Raw genomic sequence first — 23,802 nt, forward strand, 5'->3', positions numbered from 1 at the left:
GAATCTTTTAATGCGAAAATTAAAAACTTCAGACTACAACTTCGAGGGGTAAAAGACAGAACTTTCTTTCTATTCAGGTTGACTAAACTTTTTGCATAGCCCCCAAGTTTTGGCTATGATCCAAAATAACGAAGCTGAAATTCTGAAAAAACAGAAACAAAAAACCACCCTTAAAAAGGATGGTTTTTGTAGACTCACAGGGATTCGAACCCCAGATGACTGAACCAAAATCAGTAGTGTTACCGCTACACCATGAGTCTCTGTTTGTTTTAGTGGTGCAAATTTACAGCTTTTTTTATTACATACAAGAAAATTTTAAACTTTTTTTTAAATTTACTGTATATTTTATTCACGGAAATTATGCTGATAGACTTCAAGAATCTCAATATTAATCAATTATCCTTTAAAACGGAATTCGAAATCAGGGTGAAGAATTTTCTGAACGAATGGTTTTCGGATTCTGATACGGTAAAAGTACAGACTTCCGGTTCTACAGGAACTCCAAAAGTTTTTGATATTGAAAAAAGCAGAATGATGAATTCCGCAGAGATGACCTGCAATTTTTTGGGATTACAAGAAGGAGATACGGCTTTAATCTGTCTTCCTGTAGAATATATTTCAGGGAAAATGATGGTCGTTCGTTCGATGATAAGGAAATTAAAATTAATTGTTGCTGATCCTTCTGTAAAACCTGTAGAAACGTTAGACCGGAAAATCGATTTCTGTGCCATGACTCCGCTTCAGATTGAAAATTCTTTAGATAAACTTTATCTGATTAAAAATCTCATCATTGGAGGAGCTGCCGTTTCTGAAGATCTGAAAAAAAAAATGAAGGAAGCTTTGAAAAATTCAGACTCTGAAACCTTTATTTTCGAAACCTACGGAATGTCTGAAACCCTTTCTCATATTGGATTAAAACAGATTTTGCCAAACTCTGAAGAATATTTTACGGTTTTTGAAAATGTAGAAATATCTTTGGACGAAAGAAACTGTCTGAAAATCTTTGCTCCAAAATTAAATCCCGAAATTCTTCAAACGAATGATTTAGTTGAAATTAAAAATGGAAAGCAATTTAAATTTTTAGGAAGAATTGACAATGTAATCAATTCAGGCGGTGCAAAAATATTTCCTGAACAGTTGGAAGCTTTGGTAAAAAAAGAAATTCCGAATGAAGTGGTTTTCTTAGGAATTGATGATATAAGTCTGGGACAGAAATTAATTGCAGTAATTGAAGGCGAAAAATCGGACGATTTAATTAAAAAAATAAGAAGAATTCAGTTTGAAAAAAGTTTTCACAAGCCGAAAGAAATTGTTTTTGTTGAAAAAATTCCGCGAACGCCCAATGGGAAAGTATCGAGGAAAGAACTTTTAAAATTGATTTTATGAAAAGACAACTGATAAAAATTGCAGTTATTTTTGTCATTTTTCTTACCTGCTCGATGTTTTATTTTCAATGGAGTGTGAGAGAAGCTGAAAAAAAGGATCAGTATGAAGAGCCTTTATTCCAAAATAATATTGTTATAAAAGGAATAATTGATGTTATAAGCGATTCCGGTAATCATTGTTTTAATATCATTTATCTGAAAAGTTTTAAAAGTACAGCACATTATTTTAATCCTTTCAGGAAAAATACTTATCCCTATGCAATTAATGGCAGGAATTGTGAAATATATTCTTGGGCTTGTGTGCATGATGTGGAACGTGGAGATTCAATAATTATAGACTCCAATAAAAGGAGTTTTTTAATTATTAAAAAAGATACGGTGAATAATTTAAGAAAAGATTTGTCTTTTGTGGACGGAGAGCTCAATTATATAAAAGAACATTCAAAATTAAAATTTTAAATGAAAGATTTTACCAAAGAACTAAGCTATAAGACTTCCCGCAGCAGTGGAGCAGGAGGATAGAATGTGAATAAGGTGGAAACTTCCGTAACGGTTCTTTGGAATGTTCAGGAATCCGGATTTTTTAATGAATTTCAGAAAAATCTTATTCAGGAAAAACTGAAAAACAGAATTAACGCAGAAGGATTTTTATTTTTAACCGTTTCAGAAAGCAGAACGCAGCTTGCCAATAAAAATAAAGCGACGGATAAGATCCTTGAAATCGTGAATAAAGCTTTGGTTGTACCCAAAAAACGTCTTGCTACGCAGCCTTCAAGAGCCCAGAAGCAAAAAAGATTAGATACAAAAAAGAAATTATCGGATAAAAAAGAGAATCGGAAGTTTAAATATTAATTCAGTTCTAAAAATTTCCCATATATCGTAAAGTAACATTGGATTTCGTATTCTGATCCGGGATGATCACCAAATTCCCTGTCTGATCGGTGTCTCTGTACGTTCTGATGATTTTCATTGATAAACGGTCGTTCGCATTCAGTTTCAAAACACCGGTAGCATTTATCGCAATGGAATATAAGCCAATCGGAAAACTTTTTGTTCCTTCAAGATCAAAATTTACGGGATTATTGGCGGATGCAGTTACTCCGTTTACATAGATTTTCATATCAAGCTGTTCTCTTTTAAGATCGTTTCCATTGTTTTTTTTGATGAAAGAAGCTGCCTGTATATGGTAATATCCTGCTTTTTTTACCACAAGTTCTCCGGCAGTGTTGATCTCAAAATTAGAAGCATCATTGGTGGTGAAATCTTCAAAATCTAAAGTTCTGTCGTTGGAAGAACCCAACTCGGTCATATTTCCTTCTTTGAAGGTATTTTTTGTTGTGGCATACAAAATAGATTTGTTACTGGAAACCCTGCTTAAAGACAAAAATCGTTTCCATTCTGTTCCGTTCCACCAGTAAAATCCTTTTTGGGCAGTGTCGGCAGAATTCAGAAAAACCATAAGACCTTTTTCTTTAACATCCGTTGTATTTAAGGCATTTACTCTCGGGATAATAACACCGGAAATACCCGAAGGATTTGCCTGATTGTCGGGCTTAACATCCAGTGTGGATTTGGGAGCCGGATTATTGATTCCTATCTGAGCCGTTACTTTACCTGTACATAAAAATGCAAGGGTGAAAAAAAATATGGAGAGCTTATTCATGGTGTTGCTTAGTTTAAATTAATGATGGTTAAAGTATATGGAGTATCAACACTTACAGTATTGGCGGCAGTTGTAGTTCTTGTTGTTTTTACAGTTAAAACATCATCCTTATTTAAAGAAAAGATGGTTGCAATATAAAAAGTAGAAGATCTTCCAACGGTATCTCCTCCCGGAGCTGTATTGGTTGAGGTAAGCTGCGTATTTGAAACTCCGTTAATTAAAATCTCTGTGATGTATTCATTCACATTATTTACGGCATCTTTATAAACGCCACCTGTAAGAAAAATATAATAACTTGCTGTTTTCCCGATTTTCAGACCTCCGTTGCTAAGGCTGAAACTGGGATCCAGACTGTTGATTGTGGTGAGAGGAATTGTTCTGGACTGCACACCGTTTCCGCTCATATTATTCGGAGAAAAAGAATTTCCGGAAGCAATAGTTTTGGAAACATCCAGTCCGGCAGCTTTAAGATCCATGATATATTCCCAATTGCTTTTCGCATGATCCCAATAATAAAATCCTTCCAAATTAGAATCTGTAGTATTTCTAAGATAGATTAACATTCCGTCCTGGTTGGAGGAAGGCGATGTTGTGGGAAACTTATCCACTACCGGAACTCCCAAACCAACTGTAGACTCAGGTAGTATTTTATTTTTAGCATCAAGATGTAAACTGGCTTTAGGATTGGTGTTATTGATTCCTATCTGCGATTTTATCAATATTCCGGCAAGAAGAAAAAGAGATTGAAGCAGTATTTTTTTCATGATTCTTAGTTTTGTATAAAAAATAAAGTCAGATTATTAATTCCGAATGCCTGATAATTATTGGGACCTTCGTTCGACTTTGTTACGGTGGCTGTTAAATTATCCCCCACATTTAATCTTCTTAAAAATGAAAAAGCAGTACTTACGGAAGCGGTGGATTCTGCTGCCATCGAAGTCTGAACAGAAGACGCCTGAACTCCGTTTACCAGAACTGAAAAAGTAAAATTGGCATGCTCTTCCGCTCCGGAAGGTTTTTTACTGTTTCCTGTAAAAGAAATAAGATACAATCCCGCTTTTCCCACTGTAATCGTATTGTTGTTTAATGTAAACCCGTCTGTAGTGGCTTTTATATACCTCGAAAAATTAATATTTCTTGATAATGCCGTTCCTGTATAGCCTTGTCCGTCAAAAGAATATATGGTATTGTCTGTGTTTCTGTCGATGGATTCCGGAAATGAAACCCAACCGGAGCCATCCCAGTAATAAAATCCGTCGGCAAGAGTAGCATTGTTTTCTAAAAAAATAAATTGTCCCAGTCTTGAAGGATTTACGGAAGGAAGATTTTGTACTTTGGGTACTATAATTCCGTCTTTGCCTGTAGGATTTACTGAAGAAGAAGGTTCTATATGCAGTGTGGCTGCAGGGTTTTTTGTATTGATGCCTACTTGCGCATAGAACGGCAAAGAAAAAAACAAGGCAACACATCCTGAAAGTATGTTTTTTTTCATTCTTATTAGTTTTTAAAATTTTATACAAAATTTCAAATGGTAACGGATAACGGTATTAAATAATTTTAGTTCGCTGTTAATTGAACCGTTCAAAATTAAGTTAAAAAATTGATAATAATGATTATTTTATTGAAAAATTGTTAAATAATTTTTTATGATAGATAATTTATTTTGTTTTTTCAATTATTGTAGAAATATTCATAATTCTGGTAATCGCACAGTGGCATTGGTTTTTTGCAAAGTTTTTAATATTCAATGCATAGAATTAAAAAGAAAGATATATCATTTTACAACCTTTCAGGTTTATGGTTTTCTTTATATATTGCGGCGAATTTTCAGAAAGTAATTTAGCGATCTCCAATTCTTAAATATTAAATAAATTTTTTAAACTAATGATCAAAAAACTATTCGCATTGGGTTTATTCTCAATCTCAGTATTCTCTTTTGCACAAAAAGTTTCTATTTCTCCATCGGTAGGTTATGCGTGGCGCCTGGCAAAAACTCCGGACAATATTCCGAGAGATCAGAAAGAATACATCAAAGGAATCAAAAGCGGTCTTAATTTCGACGTTGCATTGCGTTACGAAGTGAAAAGAGGACTTCTTATCGGTTTCAAATATTCCAACTACAGTGCTTCTACAAGCGGAAGATTAAGTGTTGCAGACAATATGGGAAATATTGTTTCGGCAAATGTAAGTACAAAAGACCAGATTAATTTTTACGGTCCGGAACTTACGTTAACTAATGATGCTCACGAAACAAAGCACAAACTGTTTATGGATGTCGCTTTAGGAGCAATGACTTATACTACAAAAACAGGAACGGTAAAAGGAAAAGGAACAACATTCGGGGCGGAACTGGATCTTGCCTATCAGTATGAAGTAAGCAGGAACTTTTTAATAGGTCCGAAAATCGGACTTTCCGGAGGAACCCTTAGCAAAATGAGCTTTAACGGACAGTCGGTAGAATTCGGAGAAGACCAAAAAGAAGGTTTAACGAGACTTTCTTTAAGTGCAGCCGCTACATTCCGTTTTTAAGTTTTATCTTTGCAAAAATTATAAAAAATGAGCAAACCGATAACTGAGTTCATAGAAAAATACTACCTGCACTTCAACGCAGCTGCATTGGTGGATGCTTCTAAGGGATATGTTGCGCATCTTAAGGATGGCGGAAAAATGATGATTACTCTTGCCGGAGCAATGTCTACTGCGGAGTTGGGAAAAATTCTTGCAGAAATGATCCGTCAGGATAAAGTAGATTTCATTTCTTGTACAGGGGCAAACCTTGAAGAAGATTTAATGAATCTTGTAGCACATTCTCACTATGAAAGAGTTCCTCACTACAGAGATCTTACGCCACAGGAAGAATGGGATCTTCTGGAAAGAGGTCTGAACAGGGTTACAGATACCTGTATTCCTGAAGAAGAAGCTTTCAGAAGATTGCAGAAACATATCCATGAAATCTGGAAAGATGCAGATGATAAAGGTGAAAGATATTTCCCGCACGAATACATGTACAAAATGATCCTTTCCGGAGTTTTGGAACAGTATTATGAAATCCCGAGAGAAAACTCATGGATGATCGCTGCTGCGGAGAAAAATTTACCAATTGTCGTTCCGGGATGGGAAGATTCTACAATGGGTAATATTTTTGCTTCTTACTGCATCAAAGGAGAACTTAAATTCTCTACGATGAAATCAGGGATCGAGTATATGGCTTATTTAGCAGACTGGTACACTAAAAATTCAGCAGGAAAAGGAGTAGGTTTCTTCCAGATTGGAGGAGGTATTGCCGGAGATTTCCCGATCTGTGTGGTTCCGATGCTGTATCAGGATATGGAAATGCATGATATTCCGTTCTGGTCTTATTTCTGTCAGATTTCAGATTCAACGACTTCTTACGGTTCTTATTCCGGAGCTGTTCCGAACGAGAAAATTACCTGGGGTAAACTGGATATCACAACACCGAAATTTATCGTTGAAAGTGATGCTACCATTTGTGCACCATTAATGTTCTCTTATATCCTTGAAAACTAATTGTATAAATTTCAATTAATTATATTTAAAAGGCTTATTTATTAAGCCTTTTTTAGTATCATACTTTTAATTTAACCGCAAAAGAGTTAAAAGAACTCATTAAAAAAATAGAAATTCAAAAGTTTGCAAAATGTGACTTTGTTAATTTTTTTGAGTATCCGTTAAACAACCTATTACTATGCATTGATTTGAAAATCAATTATTTATAACGGGCACTTCGACAAGCTCAGTGTGACACCTCTAATACTAAACACTTGATTTTTAGCGATGTCAAGCTGAGCCTGTCGAAGCTTTAGGTTAATAAACGGACAATCAAATAATTTTTTGATGTTTTGTAACCTTTGAAATATTCTTTACATTCAAAATTCTTTTGTTTCTTTTGTGGTTTAAAAACTAAATAACTTTTACTGTTATAAAACTTGGAAGCTTTTCAGAAAAATAAATTCGATGCTCTTACAGGAATGCGCGCTGTTGCAGCGATTATGGTATTTGTATATCATAACCGCAAATACTGGCGCGATGATCTGCCGTTTGAAATCATGCGTTTCATCAGCGAATGGCATATTGGAGTAACCGTTTTCTTTGTTCTTAGTGGCTTTTTACTCGCTTACCGTTACGAAGAAAAACCTCTGGAGTCCAAAAAATCTTATTTAAAATACATTTTACTGCGGATCGCCAGAATTTTTCCGCTGTACTGGATTTTGCTGAGCGCTTTTTTTCTGGATGTAAAATATTCCAAAGATGTAGATACCTATTTTTTACAGTACTCACTTTTTTACTCTTTATTTGAAAAATACTCTGTCTCAGGAATCGTTCAGGCATGGTCGCTTACGGTAGAATTTTTCTTTTATCTTCTCGCTCCGTTTTTATTTCTTTTGCTTAAAAAAAACTGGAGCTACTGTATTCTTTTTTTAGCCGGATTTTTTATTGTAGGTTGGGGAATCGGTTATGGTCTGCATGAATATAACGGAAATCCGGAAGGCTTTTTATATCCTCTGAAATTCATGACAGGAAGCACGTTTTTCGGAAGAAGTTCTGAGTTTTTCTTCGGAATGGGATTGGCTTATTTAATGAAGAAAGAGAAAGGTATTCAGTTTTTAAAAAAATTAAAACGGTCTACTTTAATGGGCGGTGTTTCAATTATTTTGTTAATTATTGCCATTGCATTTTTTGCCCGGAATAATTTTGTTCACGGAGTAGAGCGATGGGAGGGAAGACTGATTCACGAATTTTTGCTTCCAATCGCGATCATTATTTTCTTTTGGGGACTGATGTCTGAAAAAACATGGATTTCAAAGGTCCTTTCTTCAAAACTATTGATTCTATTAGGAAATGCCTCATTTGTGTTTTACCTGATCCATTTGAGTTATTTCAATATGAAACTTAAATCCTACATTTATCTTCCCGATAAAAATTTTGTACTGTTGTGGATTTGTTCCATTATTATTTATTTGCTGATTGAGAAACCTCTCTATGAAAAATGTAGAAAATTAATTGCTAAAATTAAATAAAACTTTTCTCAGTCTAATCCATCGAATTTATCAGAACAAAATAACGGTAGGCAAGAATTCCTCTCTGAATTTTTGTCAGTTTGTTCGGATCTTTATCACTTAATTTGGGTAAAATTGCCTTATTTATTGTATTCAAAAAACGGAAAAACGATTTTTTCATAACTTTATATTTTACAGATTGAATTTCAATGGTCAATTCAAAAATAATGCAAAACAAAAATGGACGAAATATTTAAAAAGCAGGTTTGGGAAATCACTAAGTTAGTTCCGAAAGGCAGAGTAACGAGTTACGGAGCAATTGCCAAAGCAGTGGGCTATCCCAATCATTCCCGCCACGTTGGAAAAGCAATGGGAGGTTGTCCTAAAGATGTTCCTGCGCATCGCGTAATTTCAAGTTCAGGAACTTTATCGGTTCCGGAATTTCAGGAAAGACTGGAAGCAGAAGGGATTACTGTGGAAAATTTCCGGATTAAAAATTTTAAAAACCTGTTCTGGAATCCGCTGGAAGAACTGTAAGAAGAGAATATTTACCATTCAGAAGAGAAAAATTACGGCTGAGTCTGTTTTTTTGGCGAAAGACTTTTGTAAAGGCTAGTTTTGCTTCATAAATAATACGCTATGAAAACAAAACTACTATTCTCCGCACTTTTTTTAATGACAGTCTGCTTTTTTAAAGCACAGATGGATGATAATTTCTACAAGCCAAGCAAGACACTTCGTCCTGTAGAAAATCTGGTTTACGAAGATTTTTCCATTCCGGTGGAAAAAGATACCATTACAGGAATTATTTTAAAGCCAAAATCGGGAAAAGCCAAAGGAACGGTTCTGTTTTTTCACGGAGCAGGAGGAAATGTAACTTCTTATCTCTTCATGACGAAACCTTTGGTTGAAAATAATTTTCAGGTGGTAATGATCGATTTTCGAGGTTATGGAAAGTCAACAGGAAAACCAACTCACCTTAACATCGCATCAGACGGACAGATTTTCTTTGATAAAATGATGCAAAGACCTGAAATTGCCGATACCAAAATTATTCTGTACGGAGCTTCTATGGGATCGCAGATTGCAGCTCATTTAGCGAAAAATAATAAGACCAAAATTGCAGGACTGGTAATGGATGGAAGTCTTTCTTCTTTCACAGATATTGCGATGTATTACAAACCTGAACTCAAGGAAGTCATTTCCCGATATGTTATTTCTCCTTATTCTGCTAAAGAGGATTTACAGGATACGGAAGGTCTTCCCAAACTTTTTATCCACAGTAAAGATGATAAGGATGTTCCTTACGAAGAAGGATCTGAGAATTATGCCAAAGCTTCCTCGCCGAAAGAGTTTTTGGAATATTCCGGAAAACATCTGGAAGCAATGAATACACAGGCTGGGAAAATTGTTTCAGGTATTGATAAGATGCTGAATAAATAAGAGGTTTGGGTTTCGGCGGCGAAGCCGCCGAAACCCAAACCAAACAAAGAATCCGGCGGAGCTTTGCTCCGCCGGATTCCATATAAAAATAGTCAATTTACTTTTCCAGTTGCTTATAACTTCTCTGGATGAAGTCGGTAAGCTCTTTTCCTTTCAATAAATTCTGCGAAAGTTTGGCAAGATCCAGAGCATATTTAATCAGATCTGACTTTTCCTCTGTATTTTCCGTTTTTAAAATCTGACCTGCAAGTTCGCTGTTGGAGTTCACCACCAGATTATACATTTCCGGGAATCCTCCCATTCCGAACATTCCGCCGCCTCCGGTTGCCTGCATATCTTTCATTCTTCTCATAAATTCCGGCTGGGTAATGGTGAAAGGCGCATCATTGCTGTCTAAATCTTCAAGCTGAACGGTAAATTTAGTATCATTGATAGACTCTTCAACGTTTTTCTTTAAAGATTCCTTTTCAGTCTCTGTTAATTTTGAAATAACAGGCTCATCTTTTTTAATCAGATTGTTGATATGATCTGCATCTACTCTTGCAAAAGAAATTTTATCTTTGGATGTTTCCAGTTTTTGGATAACGTGAGGAATAATCGGAGAATCCAAAAGAAGAACCTCATATCCTTTATCTTTTGCAGACTGGATGTAAGAATGCTGTTCATCTGCGTTGGAAGCATAAAGAACGACCAGTTTTCCGTCTTTATCGGTCTGAGTAGGCTTAATCTTTTCTTCCAGTTCATTCCAAAGGAAATATTTTCCGTCAGTGGTTGGATAAAGAGTGAATTTATCAGCTTTTTCTGCAAACTTTTCTTCGGTAACAATTCCGTATTCGATCACTACTTTAATATCGTTCCATTTTTTCTCGTAATCTTCACGGTTTTCGTTAATTAAAGATGCCATTTTGTCGGCAACTTTTTTCGTGATGTATGATGAAATTTTCTTCACGGCTCCGTCTGCCTGAAGATAAGAACGGGAAACGTTCAGTGGAATATCCGGAGAATCGATCACACCGCGCAGAAGCATTAAGAAATCCGGTACGATTCCTTTCACTTCATCCGTTACAAACACATGATTCTGATACAACTGAATTTTATCTTTTTCAATATTTAAATTATTGTTCAGTTTCGGGAAGAATAAAATCCCCGTTAAATTGAACGGATAATCTACATTCAGATGAATATTAAACAAAGGCTCCTCAAACTGCATGGGATACAATTCGTGGTAGAACTTCATATAATCTTCATTCGTCAGTTCGCTCGGCGCGATAGTCCATGCCGGAGTCGGGTTGTTGATAATATTGTCAACTTCTTCCGTTTCTGCAACCGCATCTTCAGGAGCATCTTCCGGTAAAGGAAGCGTATGGGTTTTTGTTCCGAATTTAATGGGAACAGGCATAAATTTGTTATACTTCAACAGCAGTTCACGGATCTTTCCTTCTTCCAGAAACTCTGTAGAATCTTCTGCTATATGTAGAATAATTTCTGTTCCTCTGTCTGTTTTATCCGTAGTTTCTTCTAAAGTAAATTCAGGGCTTCCGTCACAGATCCAACGAACAGCAGGTTCATCTTTGTAAGATTTTGTAAGAATTTCTACTTTTTCTGCAACCATAAATGCAGAGTAAAATCCAAGTCCGAAATGTCCGATAATTCCTGAATCTTTTGCCGTGTCTTTGTATTTTTCCAGAAATTCTTCAGCACCTGAAAAAGCAACCTGATTGATGTATTTTTCAACTTCTTCACCCGTCATCCCGATTCCCTGATCGATGATGTGAAGTTTTTTGTTTTCTTTATCTACTTTTACTTCAATCTTCGGATTTCCGTATTCCACTTTTGCTTCACCGATGCCTGTTAAATGTTTTAGTTTTAACGTAGCGTCCGTTGCGTTGGAAATTAACTCTCTTAAGAATATTTCGTGGTCACTGTAAAGAAATTTTTTAATAAGCGGGAAAATATTTTCCACAGATACATTAATATTTCCTTTAGTCATAATAATTTTGGTTTTTTAATTTTCTATACTTTCTCAAAAAAAATACCGTTTCCAGGAAAGTGACATTTTGACATTTTTTTTCAGAAAAGGATTGTTGAAGATCAAAATTTCTCAAAAGAATAAAAATCAGCAATTTTTTAAGACTGATATTTTCTTTTTCAATCAGATACCCGAATTTTAAATGAGACATCTCATTTTGTAGTTAATAGTTTATCCTGAAAATACCTTTATAATGCAGATTTATCCGAGAAAAGCCTTATTTTTAGTTCTTAAAATATTTAATAATGAATTTGAAAAGTGCAGTTTTGCTTCTGCTTCTCATGGCTTCGTATGTCTATGGGCAGAAAAAACCATTGGATCATTCGGTTTACGATAATTGGCAGAATATCGGAGCCAGAAAAATATCCAATGACGGAAAATGGGTAGGATATTCAGTAGATGTACAGGAAGGAAATCCTGATCTTTACTTACATTCTGCAAAAAATAAAAGCACAAAGAAATTTCCGAGAGCCACAAAAATGGAATTTACCAGCGATTCCAGATTTGCCGTATTCCAGATCCGTCCTTTTTACAAAGACATAAAAGCGGTAAAAGATAAAAAATTAAAACAGAATAAACTGACCAAAGACACTTTGGCTGTTTTTGATTTCTCTAAAGGAACGACAGAGAAAATTCCTAATGTAAAAGGATTCAAAATTCCGGAAAAGGGAGGCTCTTTTGTGGCTTATCTGCTGGAAAATATGAAAGACAAATCTTCCGACAGTGCTTCAGACAAAGATGATGACGACGAAAACAAAGATGATGATACAAAGGCAAAACCATTACAGTTGGTTATCAGAGATCTTTTGGACGGAAAAAGTACAACGTATGACAATGTGGTTCGTTATCAGTTTAGCAAAAATGGTAAGGAACTTGTTTTCGTTACAAAAAAACCGGAAGAAAAACCTAAAAAAGGGAAGGAAGAGAAAAAAGATTCATTGGAAGATAAATCTTTGGCTAAAAAAGATACGGATAAATCCAAACCTAAAAAATATACGCTTCAGACCGTTCAGGTTGTTGATCTTAAAACTGGAAACGTCAATAAAATCTCAGAAATGGAGGGAGATTTCTCACAGCTTGCATTTGATGAAGAAGGAAATCAGTTAGCTTTTGTTGGAACCTCTTCTGCACAGAATGATCTCGTAAAACTTTACCAATTGTATTATTTTAATTTTAAAGGAAATAAAAATAAAACCGTTACCAACGATCATTCTCAGATGAAGAAAAACTGGGTAATTTCAGAAAACCGTTTACCGATATTCAGTAAAAACGGAAAACAGTTGTATTTCGGGGTGGCTCCGAAACCTGTTGCAAAAGACACTACATTGATTGCAAACGATCATGCTGTGGTCGATATCTGGAATTATAAGGATGATTATCTGCAAACGGTTCAATTGAAAGAATTGAGAAATGATCTTAAAAAATCTTATGCTGCCGTAATGCAGACCGACAAACCTGAACTTTTCACCAATATCGACGGAGAAGATCTCGACACTTTACGACTGGTGAATGAAGGAAATGCAGAGTTTGTATTGGGAATTACCAGTTTAAACAACCGCGTCTCTTCACAATGGGAAGGCTTTTCAAAGAAAACGTATTTTATTATTGACAATAAAACAGGTGAAAGAACAGAAATGATAAGAAACCTGAATGGCTCAGTTGCCGTTTCTCCGTTGGGGAAATTTGTCGTGATTTTCGACAGGGAAAAAGGACAATGGCTGAGTTATAATGTAAAAACAAAACAGACAATACCGCTCAATAAAGATTTGTCCGTTTCTTTTGTAGATGAGGAGTTCGACATGCCGGATTTTCCAAACGCATACGGAATTGCATCATGGACAGACAACGATGAATCCGTCATCATCAAAGACCGCTATGATCTTTGGGAGTTTTTTCCGGACGGCTCTAAAAAGCCCAGAAACATCACCAACGGATTCGGGCGCAAAAACAAAATTACTTTTGATACGTACGATTTAGACAAAGACATTAAAAGTGTAAACCGAAAAAAAACGATATATTTATCAGTATTTGATAATGTCTCCAAAGCCAACGGGATTTTTAAAACAACCGTTCAGTCCGGTTCTGATCCTGTAAAAATTCAGATGGAAAATGTTTGGGGATATCGCAGTCTTCAGAAAGCAAAAAATGCAGAAGATTATATTTTAGTAAAAGAATCCTACACCGATTCTCCGAATATTTTCACCACTTCCGATTTTAAAAATCAGGAAAAACTAAGCAGCACCAATCCTCAGCAAAGTCTTTACAATTGGGGAACGAGTGAATTGGTCAATTGGAAGACTCCGAAAGGAAATTCATCAACAGGCGTTCTCTACAAACCTGAAAATTTCGATCCGAACAAAAAATATCCGATGATTGTTTATTTCTACGAAAAACTATCGGATAATCTGAACCGTTATGTAGCACCGTCTCCGACTCCTTCAAGATTAAATATTTCGTATTTTGTGAGCAACGGATATCTGGTTTTCACGCCTGATATTTCATATACCGATGGTTTTCCGGGGGAATCCGCAATGGAATATATCAATTCCGGTGTTGAAAAGCTGAAAGAAAATTCATGGGTGAATGGCTCAAAAATAGGAATTCAGGGACAAAGCTGGGGCGGTTATCAGGTTGCCTATCTCATCGCACACACAGATATGTATGCGGCAGCATGGAGTGGTGCTCCTGTCGTGAACATGACTTCTGCGTATGGCGGAATAAGATGGTCTTCAGGAATGAACCGACAGTTTCAGTACGAAAAATCGCAAAGCAGATTAGGGAAAAATCTTTGGGAAGCTCCTGAACTGTATATTAAAAATTCACCGCTTTTTACCATTGATCAAGTGAAAACTCCGGTGGTGATTATGAGCAACGACAGAGACGGAGCCGTTCCGTGGTATCAGGGAATTGAGATGTTTACTGCATTGCGCCGTTTAGGAAAACTGGCTTGGCTGTTGAATTATAATGGTGACGACCATAATCTTATAAAACGCCAGAACCGAAAAGATATTCAGATCCGCGAACAGCAGTTTTTCGATTATTATCTTAAAGATGCGAAAGCACCGGTCTGGATGACGAAAGGAATTCCTGCAACCCAAAAGGGAAAAGACTGGGGATTTGAATTAACCGATGAAAAACCTTAGTGTATAAACAACGAATCGGCGGAGCTGAAAGCTCCGCCGATTCGTTTTATCGCGTTATCAAAAAACTTATTTATTCTTAAGTTCCTCTTTAATTTTGTTTTCCAGTTCTTCTGCAAGTTCAGGATTGTCTTTTAAGACATCTTTTACTGCATCACGACCTTGTCCAAGCTTTGTTTCTTCGTAGCTGAACCAAGAACCGCTTTTCTTTACAATTCCCTGTTCTACAGCCTGATCCAGAATTTCTCCTGTTTTGGAAACCCCTTCACCGTACATGATGTCGAATTCTGCCTGTTTGAAAGGCGGGGCAACTTTGTTCTTAACAATTTTCACTTTCACACGGCTTCCGATCGCTTCATCACCCTGCTTGATTGGCGCACTTGCCTTTCTGATGTCAACTCTTACCGAAGCATAGAATTTTAAAGCGTTACCACCCGTTGTTGTTTCAGGATTTCCGAACATTACTCCGATTTTCTCTCTCAACTGGTTGATGAAAATAACCGTACATTTTGTTCTTGAAATGGTTGCCGTTAATTTTCTTAAAGCCTGAGACATTAATCTCGCATGAAGACCCATTTTAGAATCTCCCATTTCCCCTTCGATCTCTGCTTTTGGCGTAAGCGCAGCAACCGAGTCAATTACCACGATATCAATCGCTCCCGAACGGATCAAGTTATCAGCAATTTCCAGTGCCTGTTCTCCGTTGTCCGGCTGAGAAATAATAAGGTTTTCAAGATCGATTCCCAATTTCGCCGCATAAGTTCTGTCGAAAGCGTGCTCTGCATCAATAAACGCTGCAATACCTCCGGCTTTCTGAGCTTCTGCAATCGCGTGAAGCGTTAAAGTTGTTTTACCTGAAGATTCCGGACCGTAGATCTCAATGATTCTTCCTCTCGGATAACCACCCACTCCAAGAGCGATGTCCAATCCCAAAGATCCTGAAGGAATCACCTCAATTGTACTGTCTACGGAATTTTCTCCCAAGGTCATTACCGTTCCCTTTCCGTATGTTTTATCTAGTTTGTCCAGCACCAAAGCCAGTGCTTTTTTCTTATCGTCTATATTACTCATCTGATGTTTAAATAATTTATCAAAAATACAAAAATTTACGCTCAAAAACTAATCTTTCCTACCACTAAAAGTTGTTTTTATAGTTAAAAAAAAATAAAATTCAGATGCATATCAAAAAGAAAAACAGAATCTTTAAAACTTTTGTTTTACCTTTTATCAGGAGCTTTTTCGCGCTTTACGCTGCAATCTTTTTTTTCAAAAAAGGATTTCCGCTTCAATCGCGGCTAGGGTAGAAGTCATCAAATAAATTGCAGTCTTTGCAGTAGATTTTTAATGGAAATTAGAATTTTGGGTGATGCTGAGATAATCACTCAAGACTTTCATCTGATCTTTATTTCCCTTTTTTATTCTGGCTTTACGGCTTACGAGTCGGTCAACAATTTTGGTAATCATTCTTTTCGTCACCGGAAAAGCCTTTCTGTTGGAAACTTCCGGAATTTTCAGTCTTTTGCACACTTCATCATCCAGCAAAAACCATGTACAGCAGATGTGGAGATAACGAAGATTTTTTCTCTGGAAACTGTATTTCAGGATCGGATTTTCCAGCGATTCGTTCAGAAGAGAATGAGCCAGCAAAACAGAATCTTCATCCGCAGAAGGCTGAACCGAAGTCCACAGATAGAAATACTGCGTTGCCTGTACTTTATCATTCGGTAAAAGATCCTCCGGAATTCCCAGAAGATAACCTACATATTTCCAAAGGTGGAAAAGCCCTTTTTCTTCCTCTTCGGTGAACGTGTTTCCCAGTTTGTACAGACTGTGCATAAAAACGAGACTGAAACCAATATACGTTGCCATCATATCCCAGGAATTGATGGGTTCTCCCCAGTTTTCCGTGTCCCATTCTTTATAATATTTTTTAATGGAAACTCTTGCGTAAGAATGGATCAGTCGGGTTTTTATGGCAAACTCATATCCTTTTTTATGAACTTCCAAAGCATCATATCGGGTAACATTTACCCAAAAATCAAGCGTTTCAGAAAGTCTTTTTACAGCGCCTTTTTTTAAGGCTTCCGTTGCAATAAGGGGTTTGTTGAGGTAAGCATAATCATAACCTCCGATCAGGCAGTAATCACGAAGAGAGATCAGAGAATCCACATTGCTTCTCATGCAGAGTTCTGCACCGCTTTTAATCAGATGATAATCCAGCCAGTCAGGAATTTTCTGAGTCTGCAGGAAAAGCTGTTTTACGCTTTCCGGAACATCATCATTCTCAGAAACACCATTTCGGATGTAGCCTTCAATTTCTCTCGAAGCTTCATGAAATTTTTGAGTGAGATAAACGTCTTTTACAACCTGATCGCCGACTTCATCCACATCATAAAAATAAGATGAAAATCTTTCAAAATCTTTAAAACTGACCTCTGCTCCTGAAAAATCAAGAAGCTGTTTTCCGTTGCCTTTTGTCCAGAAATCTTTAAAATGCTGCGAATCTTTAAAGCGTGGCTGTAAAATTGTTTTCTCCATCGAAGGCTAAAGGTACAAGTTTTGCTCCGCAATTGCAGAGTGAGATTTATCAGGAAAATTCAATTCACAGTTTACAATTCTTCATTCACTTTTGACATTATATCAATCCCCATTCGAACGCTTTTGTTAACAGTTCTTTGCTGTTTCTGGAATTTGTTTTGGCTAAGATATTCTTTCTGTGAGTACGGACAGTATGTTCTGATAAAATCAGCATTTTCGAAATTTCTGGTCCGGAATATCCTTTGGCAATAAGTGAAAGAATTTCTGTTTCTCTTTTTGTTAAATTGATTTCCTGATCTTTTTTTGAAGAAGAATTTTCAATTTTAATCTGAATGAAATCGCTCCGATGACCAATTCCTGTAATCAGTACAGTATGCGGATTCTGTTTTGTAATATGATGGATGTTGGTATGGATGTTAACAGACTGAACCAGATTTTTATCCTCATCTTCCCACGTAAGTACCGCCTGATGATGAAAAAGCTCGTAATTTCCTGAAGCGGTTTTCATTCTGAAGCAGTAACTGGATTTAAGAAAAAGCTGATGTTCTTTCCCTGTTTTCATCAATATTTCTACCACTTTCTGTTCGGCTTTCATAATGAATTCTATATCATCGGGGTGAACGAGATCAATCACTTCTTTTAAATTCTGTGGATATTTCTTCAAACCATGTATCTTCAGGATGTCAGGATGATGATTGGAAATTGTACTGTTGGTGAGATTTAGCACATAATAATAAAATTCTCCAATGGCAAACATTTCTCCGATGATACGTTCAACAGGAGGAATATTAGAAATGTGTTTTTCTTTTCTTTCTACATCAGAATAAGAGTTCCAAACTTCTACCAAAGGATGTTTTTTCTCCAGATTATCCATAAAAAAGATTTATAACTAAAAATAGTTAAAGTTTTCTTAAAAATACCGCAAAAGGGGGATTTTTTTACATCAATAAAATTTTAAAATTTGTATAAGCCAATAATCATGAAAACTCATTCTAAATATTTTTCCGTTTTTTCGGATTATGTTTTCATATTTTCTATTAAAAAACAAAATTTACATAATATCATTAATATGTCAGAAATAGTTTAGAATTTTCTGTTAGCTGTTTGAAAATGATAAACTGGAATCCTCTGCAATTTTGCAGGGGATTCATTATTATATAAGTTTACTGTTTAAAATTAATTTATTGAGTTTAACTTTCCGGTCCACGATAGCCGAATATTTGATAAATATAGAAACCCAGAATGAGAGCATAAAATACCGAAATTACCGTAAGAATAAGAACAACAATGTTATTTTTGCTTTGTTTGATAAAAAATTTAATAAATCCATACGATATTATTACCAAGCCGACCGCAAAAAGATAAAATATATGCCCTGAATATATCATTTGTAAGCCCCATAAAATTCCGCCGATAGTGCCACCAAGAATTCCCCCGAGAATACTTCCGATGTATGTACTTGTTTTTATTTCTACGTCTTTTTTCTCAGCTTCTATTCTGCTGCTCACAAGGTCTGTAATTTCCTGAATTTCTTCTGTGCACAGTATTTCAGAATGTATGATTGAATTAATGTCGTTTTTGGTATTTCCTTTTTTATAGAGCTGATTTATTTTATCATAAACTCGTTGCTTTTCTTCTTCTTTTTCAACCAGTTTATAATATCTTTCCTTCAGAGAGCTGAAGCCGCCTCTTTCTTCTACCACTATTTCAAGCGCTTTTTTCGCGTCTTCGGTATATCCGTTTGAATTCAGATAGACATTCATAAGCTCAGAATCGGAATATTTAGAATATCTTTCAATAAGTTCATCCAGCATATTTACTAATTTTAAGCGGTTAATTTAACCAAAAAGAATCCGTCTCACAACCACCAAGTGAGATGGATTTTTATTTTCATTAAATTCCGGCATCCTTTGGAAAAGAAAAAGTTGTCATCATCATCATGCAACCTTCTTTCTTAAATTATGGGCTAAAGCGTATAATCCGAACTCCAATTCTACTTTTTTCAGTCCTTTAAGTGTGAATCGCTTAAAATTATTGCAATGTTTGAGGTGGGCAAACACAGGTTCTACTTCAACCGAACGTTGTTTGCGTTTTTTAATGCCTTCTTCGCTTTTTAAAAGTTCCCGGATTTTTTCTTTGTAATCCTCCAGATGATGGTTTCGCTCAATGCTCCGGTTTTCTTTCGAACTGTGGCAAACGCCTCTAATTGGGCATCCATCACAATTTTTTGCTTGATAATGCGAGAGTCTTTGAGGGTAACCGGTCTTGGTTTTCCGGGTGCTTTCGTGAGTTTTCTCCATTTTTTGTCCCATCGGACAAACATAAAAATCTTCTTCCTTATTATAATGCAGATTTCCTTTGCTGAATGTTTTGTGTTTCGCCTGATAATGGGCATCCTGCTCTTTATCGAAGGTGTTGTACTTTACAAACGGAGTGATTTGGTTTTGTTCCAGTAATTCATAGTTCTGCTCGCTTCCGTAACCCGCATCGGCAGTGAGTTCTTCTAATTTAGCCCATCTTTTTTCTCCATACAGTTTTTTGAAATTTTCTAAATGATGCTCCAGAGTATTGAAGTCGTTGGTCTCTTGATGAATTGTGTAATTTACAATAAACTGATTTTGACTCCGTCGAATCTTCGATTTCGGTAGAAATCTGCGCATTATAAGCAGGTTTGAGCTGTCCGTTCATCATATGGTCATCCTTCATTCTCATAAAAGTGGCGTCTTCATCAGTCTTGCTATAGGAATTCCTCTCTGCCAAAACCGCTTCCTGAACTTCGTATTTACCGAGATTTTTCTCAAAATTGTTTTTAATGTAATTCAGCTTGGCTTTGGCTTTCTTGTCGGAATCGGTTTTACCGTCGCTGCCTTTTAATTTAGCATTAATGCTTTCTACGGTCTGACGGATTTTTTCTTTGCTGATTTCTTTAAACTCCGGTGGTTCAGGGTCTTTGTCCTCTTCCCTTGCCACGCTTTGGGCATATTTCCAGAGTTCCTCCAGCTGCCGAAGCATCTTTTCTTTATTGGTTTTAATGGCATTTGCCCAAACAAAAGTGTAGCGGTTTGCCTGTGCTTCGATTTTCGTTCCGTCCACAAAAACCTGTCTCAAACTTACCAAACCTTCTTCGGCAAGAAGCAAAACCACTTGCGAGAAAATATCTTTAAAAGCCGCTTCAAGCTTGTGAGCCCGAAATCTGTTCACGGTATTATGATCCACGATGCTCATGTTGGAGAGCCACATGAAGTTGATGTTTTCGCGAAGTGCTTTTTCGATTTTCCGAGAGGAATAAATGTTGTTCATATACGCAAAAACCATCACTTTGAGCATCATCACGGGATGATAGCTGGGATTTCCCTCTTTGCTGTAGGCTTTTAGAAGAGGGGCTATATCGATCCTCTCCAAAATATCATTGACAATCCGAACAGGATGATTATTGGGAATCAACTCCTCAAAACTATACGGAAATAACACAGTCTGATTTTGGTTATAATATTTGAAATTCATATGCAAATATCTGATTTCCAGGTATAAATATACAAAAACCCAAAATAATAACCAAGAAAAATCCGCCTCAGTTGTGAGACGGATTCTTCATATTTTAAGCTGATACTTTATTAGTTAGATAAAGAAGCAGCGTGGATCAGCATATCTACTAACTTGTTAGAATACCCCATTTCGTTGTCATACCAAGAAACAAGTTTTACGAAGTTTGGAGAAAGCATAATTCCTGCATCTTTATCGAAGATTGAAGTTCTCTTATCTCCTACGAAATCCTGAGAAACTACAGCATCTTCAGTATATCCAAGAATACCTTTCAATTCACCTTCAGAAGCAGCTTTAATAGCAGCACAGATTTCATCGTAAGAAGTAGCTTTTTCTAATCTTACTGTAAGGTCAACTACAGAAACGTCAACAGTTGGTACTCTGAAAGACATCCCCGTTAATTTTCCGTTCAAAGAAGGGATTACTTTTCCTACCGCTTTTGCAGCACCTGTAGAAGAAGGGATGATGTTGTTTAAAGCAGCTCTACCACCTCTCCAGTCTTTCATTGAAGGACCGTCAACAGTTTTCTGAGTAGCCGTTGTAGCGTGTACCGTAGTCATTAAACCTTCTACGATTCCGAAGTTATCGTGGATCACTTTTGCTAATGGAGCCAAACAGTTGGTTGTACAAGAAGCGTTTGATAAGATTTTGATATCGTCTGTAAGTTCTGTGTGGTTTACACCCATTACAAACATTGGCGTATCATCTTTAGAAGGAGCAGAAAGAATTACTTTTTTTGCACCTGCAGCAATATGTTTTGCAGCACTGTCTTTATCTAAAAATAAACCTGTAGATTCTACAACGTAATCTGCACCTACTTCGTTCCATTTCAAATTGCTTGGATCTTTCTCAGCAGTTACTCTGATTCTTTTTCCGTTTACTACAAGGTCATTACCTTCTACAGAAACCTCACCCGGAAAAACTCCGTGTACAGAATCATATTTAAGCATATAAGCCATGTATGTAGCATCGATAAGGTCGTTGATTCCTACTACTTCGATGTTATCTCTTTCAGTCATTGCTCTGAAAACAAGACGTCCAATTCTACCAAACCCGTTGATACCTACTTTAATTGTTGACATAATAGTTTGTTTTAAATTATATTAAATATTAGATTGCTAAAATTTCTGAAATCAGTAAAAGATCTTTATTAATTTCGTTGTGTTTTTTAATGGCTTCTTCAATCGGAGTGTATACCAAATCATTAGAGCGCATTCCTGCCATTACGTTGGTTTGTCCTTCCATTAATCCTGTTACGGCTCCAAAGCCCAGTCTGCTTGCTAACACTCTGTCTGCACAACTCGGAGAACCACCCCTTTGCATGTGTCCCAATATTGCGACACGAATATCATAGTCCGGGAATTCCTTCTTTGTTTTTTCCGCAAGTTCATACACGTTGGCTAATTTCTCACCTTCTGCAACGACAACTATGCTTGAAGCTTTTCCTGTTTTTTCTGCACTTCTGAAATTGGCAAAAAGTTCATCGATGCTGTCTTTTTTCTCGGGAATCAAAATATCCAGAGCACCGGTTGCCAGTCCACTGTTCAAAGCGATAAAACCGGCATCACGACCCATTACTTCCACAAAGAAAACCCTGTTGTGGGAAGTTGCCGTATCACGGATTTTATCAATCGCTTCCATTGCAGTATTCAAAGCCGTGTCATAACCAATGGTGTTATCCGTCCCGAAAATATCATTATCAATCGTTCCCGGAACACCAATTACACGAATGCCGAATTCTTCGTTGAAGATTTTTGCTCCTGTGAAAGTTCCGTCTCCACCAATACAAACCAAACCGTCAATGCCATATTTTACACAATTGTCATAGGCTTTTTGACGACCTTCTTTGGTTCTAAATTCCTGTGATCTGGCAGATTTCAGAATCGTTCCGCCCTGGTTGATTATATTTTTTACGGAACGAGGCCCCATTTTAAGGAAATCATCGTGGATTAAGCCATTATAACCTTCTCTTACTCCGTAACATTCTATTTTATAATAATTTGCGGTTCTTACTACCGCCCTTAATGCTGCATTCATACCCGGAGAATCTCCTCCTGAAGTAAGAACTGCAATTTTTTTTACAGCACTCTCTTTCATCTAGTAAAAAATTTCGAACACAAATTTACAAAAACAAGTTCAGATAATCGTAGTAACTTAAGAAGAGTTTTGCATATAAATGATTAAACCTGAATAAAATTTATCGGTTTACAAAAAAATATCAATGTTTTTGAATGAAAATTATTGAGATGAAAATTAATTTAATGCTTTTCGGTAAGATATTTCCAGTATCTCCTCGGAACGTGCTGAATATGAAGCTTCATATTTTTTCTCTCCACAATATTGGTTTTTGTGAAATACCTTTGCCAAAGCGTCTGGTAATTTTTTTCTTCATCATGAAATTTCTGCTGATAGCGGTTCAGATCTATTTTTTCATCGGGGTAAAAAAAGTCGCAGATTTCAAGATCGTATAGAATCCCGTAATTTCTTCTCAAATCATAAATCATCCATTTCTGATCCTGATAGCGGTCTTTGAAATGTTTCCGGATTAAAGGCAGTACATTAAAATCCGGATCTATTTTAGCGAAGAAAACACCGTCCTGCATTTTTTCGAATCGTACAAAAGCCGTCATTCTGTGTCTTTCCCGACTGACGGATTTACAGATTTTAGAAATCTTCAGAATGTCATTGTCTGCATAATTTTTCAGGATATTTTCATCGGGATGTTTTACAGATTGCTTTACGGCAGACAAAATAAGCTGTTCCAGTTCCGGATCTTCAGATAAGAAAACTTTTAATAGTTCATGAATTCCAGCTTTTCCGATATTCTGCTCTAATTTGTTTAAAACCCTTTCAGATTTATCATTTTGAGTAATAACCTCATGAATTTCCGCAAAGATATTTTCCTGATGAAATCTTTCCCTGCTTACAATTTCCACATCTTTATATTTATACTCGAAAACTTCGAATACAGCGGTTAAAAGTCCGTCGAAACTGCCGTCGTAGAGTAGGGTAGTCATCTGAGTTGGAAGGGAGTGTTTTAGTG

The 23,802-nt window shown here is 36.3% G+C and carries 21 protein-coding genes, 1 tRNA gene and 2 pseudogenes; 10 read left to right on the forward strand and 14 right to left on the reverse strand.

All coding sequences use genetic code 11. The features are described 5' to 3' along the window. Positions 1-99, forward strand: a pseudogene (locus B0E34_RS19500) (transposase); the annotation flags it as partial. 90 nt (positions 100-189) lie between these two features. Here B0E34_RS19500 and B0E34_RS19505 read toward each other — a convergent pair. Beyond that, positions 190-260 (reverse strand) — tRNA-Gln (locus B0E34_RS19505). Positions 261-360: 100 nt separating this feature from the next. Between B0E34_RS19505 and B0E34_RS19510 the strand changes: the two genes are divergently transcribed. The 3 genes from B0E34_RS19510 (at position 361) to B0E34_RS19520 (ending at position 2,237) form a co-directional block, all read left to right on the forward strand. Then, on the forward strand, positions 361-1,386 hold the full coding sequence (locus tag B0E34_RS19510) for an AMP-binding protein (RefSeq protein WP_087712173.1): 1,026 nt from the start codon (positions 361-363) through the stop codon (positions 1,384-1,386). Positions 1,387-1,460: 74 nt separating this feature from the next. Further along, positions 1,461-1,844 carry a hypothetical protein gene (locus tag B0E34_RS19515; protein ID WP_123956712.1) on the forward strand — a complete coding sequence of 128 codons (384 nt, stop codon included), beginning with the start codon at positions 1,461-1,463 and terminating at the stop codon, positions 1,842-1,844. Between the two features lie 66 nt (positions 1,845-1,910). Then, the gene (locus B0E34_RS19520) at positions 1,911-2,237 is read left to right on the forward strand and encodes an aminoacyl-tRNA hydrolase (protein WP_306460666.1); all 327 of its coding nucleotides are present in this window, start codon (positions 1,911-1,913) and stop codon (positions 2,235-2,237) included. A 7-nt stretch (positions 2,238-2,244) separates the two neighbouring features. Here the strand turns inward: B0E34_RS19520 and B0E34_RS19525 are convergent, their stop codons facing one another. From B0E34_RS19525 to B0E34_RS19535, 3 genes are read right to left on the reverse strand one after another with little or no spacing between them, the layout of a single operon-like run. Next, the gene (locus B0E34_RS19525) at positions 2,245-3,048 is read right to left on the reverse strand and encodes a phage tail-like protein (protein ID WP_087712177.1); all 804 of its coding nucleotides are present in this window, start codon (positions 3,046-3,048) and stop codon (positions 2,245-2,247) included. Positions 3,049-3,056: 8 nt separating this feature from the next. After that, complete coding sequence (locus B0E34_RS19530; protein WP_087712179.1) at positions 3,057-3,812, reverse strand: phage tail-like protein; 756 nt, start codon at positions 3,810-3,812, stop codon at positions 3,057-3,059. Between the two features lie 5 nt (positions 3,813-3,817). Then, complete coding sequence (locus tag B0E34_RS19535) at positions 3,818-4,540, reverse strand: phage tail-like protein (RefSeq protein ID WP_087712181.1); 723 nt, start codon at positions 4,538-4,540, stop codon at positions 3,818-3,820. A gap of 392 nt (positions 4,541-4,932) precedes the next feature. Between B0E34_RS19535 and B0E34_RS19540 the strand changes: the two genes are divergently transcribed. The 3 genes from B0E34_RS19540 to B0E34_RS19550 all read left to right on the forward strand — a co-directional run bounded on the left by B0E34_RS19540 (position 4,933) and on the right by B0E34_RS19550 (position 8,087). Continuing rightward, the gene (locus B0E34_RS19540; RefSeq protein ID WP_087712183.1) at positions 4,933-5,577 is read left to right on the forward strand and encodes a hypothetical protein; all 645 of its coding nucleotides are present in this window, start codon (positions 4,933-4,935) and stop codon (positions 5,575-5,577) included. 27 nt (positions 5,578-5,604) lie between these two features. Then, positions 5,605-6,576 (forward strand): deoxyhypusine synthase family protein, encoded by a 972-nt coding sequence (locus B0E34_RS19545; RefSeq protein ID WP_087712185.1) that lies wholly within the window; start codon positions 5,605-5,607, stop codon positions 6,574-6,576. A gap of 419 nt (positions 6,577-6,995) precedes the next feature. Further along, positions 6,996-8,087: an acyltransferase family protein gene (locus tag B0E34_RS19550; protein WP_228423117.1), complete on the forward strand. Its 1,092-nt coding sequence runs from the start codon at positions 6,996-6,998 to the stop codon at positions 8,085-8,087. 13 nt (positions 8,088-8,100) lie between these two features. Here B0E34_RS19550 and B0E34_RS21475 read toward each other — a convergent pair whose 3' ends face one another. Then, the gene (locus tag B0E34_RS21475) at positions 8,101-8,247 is read right to left on the reverse strand and encodes a hypothetical protein (protein ID WP_165763033.1); all 147 of its coding nucleotides are present in this window, start codon (positions 8,245-8,247) and stop codon (positions 8,101-8,103) included. 59 nt (positions 8,248-8,306) lie between these two features. On the opposite strand from B0E34_RS21475, the gene B0E34_RS19560 reads away from it, so the two are divergent. Both B0E34_RS19560 and B0E34_RS19565 read left to right on the forward strand, forming a co-directional pair. Beyond that, entirely contained in the window at positions 8,307-8,603 is a 297-nt protein-coding gene (locus B0E34_RS19560; protein WP_087712189.1) for an MGMT family protein, read from the forward strand. A gap of 102 nt (positions 8,604-8,705) precedes the next feature. Beyond that, positions 8,706-9,509: an alpha/beta hydrolase gene (locus B0E34_RS19565; protein WP_087712191.1), complete on the forward strand. Its 804-nt coding sequence runs from the start codon at positions 8,706-8,708 to the stop codon at positions 9,507-9,509. Between the two features lie 97 nt (positions 9,510-9,606). Here the strand turns inward: B0E34_RS19565 and htpG are convergent, their stop codons facing one another. Beyond that, on the reverse strand, positions 9,607-11,499 hold the full coding sequence (htpG, locus tag B0E34_RS19570) for a molecular chaperone HtpG (protein ID WP_087712193.1): 1,893 nt from the start codon (positions 11,497-11,499) through the stop codon (positions 9,607-9,609). Between the two features lie 284 nt (positions 11,500-11,783). On the opposite strand from htpG, the gene B0E34_RS19580 reads away from it, so the two are divergent. After that, positions 11,784-14,681, forward strand: a complete 2,898-nt coding sequence (locus B0E34_RS19580; RefSeq protein WP_087712197.1) for a S9 family peptidase — start codon at positions 11,784-11,786, stop codon at positions 14,679-14,681. Between the two features lie 66 nt (positions 14,682-14,747). Here B0E34_RS19580 and recA read toward each other — a convergent pair whose 3' ends face one another. From recA to B0E34_RS19620, 8 genes and pseudogenes are all read right to left on the reverse strand, one after another. Continuing rightward, positions 14,748-15,749 (reverse strand): recombinase RecA, encoded by a 1,002-nt coding sequence (gene recA, locus B0E34_RS19585; RefSeq protein WP_087712199.1) that lies wholly within the window; start codon positions 15,747-15,749, stop codon positions 14,748-14,750. 270 nt (positions 15,750-16,019) lie between these two features. Continuing rightward, positions 16,020-17,216, reverse strand: coding sequence for an oxygenase MpaB family protein (locus tag B0E34_RS19590; protein WP_087712200.1), 1,197 nt, complete (start codon positions 17,214-17,216; stop codon positions 16,020-16,022). 97 nt (positions 17,217-17,313) lie between these two features. Continuing rightward, on the reverse strand, positions 17,314-18,090 hold the full coding sequence (locus B0E34_RS19595; RefSeq protein ID WP_087712202.1) for a response regulator transcription factor: 777 nt from the start codon (positions 18,088-18,090) through the stop codon (positions 17,314-17,316). A gap of 316 nt (positions 18,091-18,406) precedes the next feature. Continuing rightward, positions 18,407-19,030: a hypothetical protein gene (locus B0E34_RS19600; RefSeq protein ID WP_087712204.1), complete on the reverse strand. Its 624-nt coding sequence runs from the start codon at positions 19,028-19,030 to the stop codon at positions 18,407-18,409. Positions 19,031-19,153: 123 nt separating this feature from the next. Then, a pseudogene (locus B0E34_RS19605) lies at positions 19,154-20,720 on the reverse strand (IS1182 family transposase). A gap of 110 nt (positions 20,721-20,830) precedes the next feature. Continuing rightward, complete coding sequence (gene gap, locus B0E34_RS19610) at positions 20,831-21,841, reverse strand: type I glyceraldehyde-3-phosphate dehydrogenase (protein ID WP_076390825.1); 1,011 nt, start codon at positions 21,839-21,841, stop codon at positions 20,831-20,833. Positions 21,842-21,869: 28 nt separating this feature from the next. Then, entirely contained in the window at positions 21,870-22,856 is a 987-nt protein-coding gene (gene pfkA, locus B0E34_RS19615; RefSeq protein ID WP_087712206.1) for a 6-phosphofructokinase, read from the reverse strand. Between the two features lie 161 nt (positions 22,857-23,017). Continuing rightward, positions 23,018-23,776, reverse strand: a complete 759-nt coding sequence (locus tag B0E34_RS19620; protein ID WP_087712208.1) for a TIGR03915 family putative DNA repair protein — start codon at positions 23,774-23,776, stop codon at positions 23,018-23,020. Positions 23,777-23,802 lie beyond the last annotated feature (26 nt).

The organism is Chryseobacterium mucoviscidosis (genome assembly GCF_002177115.1).
GTDB classification, from domain to species: domain Bacteria; phylum Bacteroidota; class Bacteroidia; order Flavobacteriales; family Weeksellaceae; genus Chryseobacterium; species Chryseobacterium mucoviscidosis.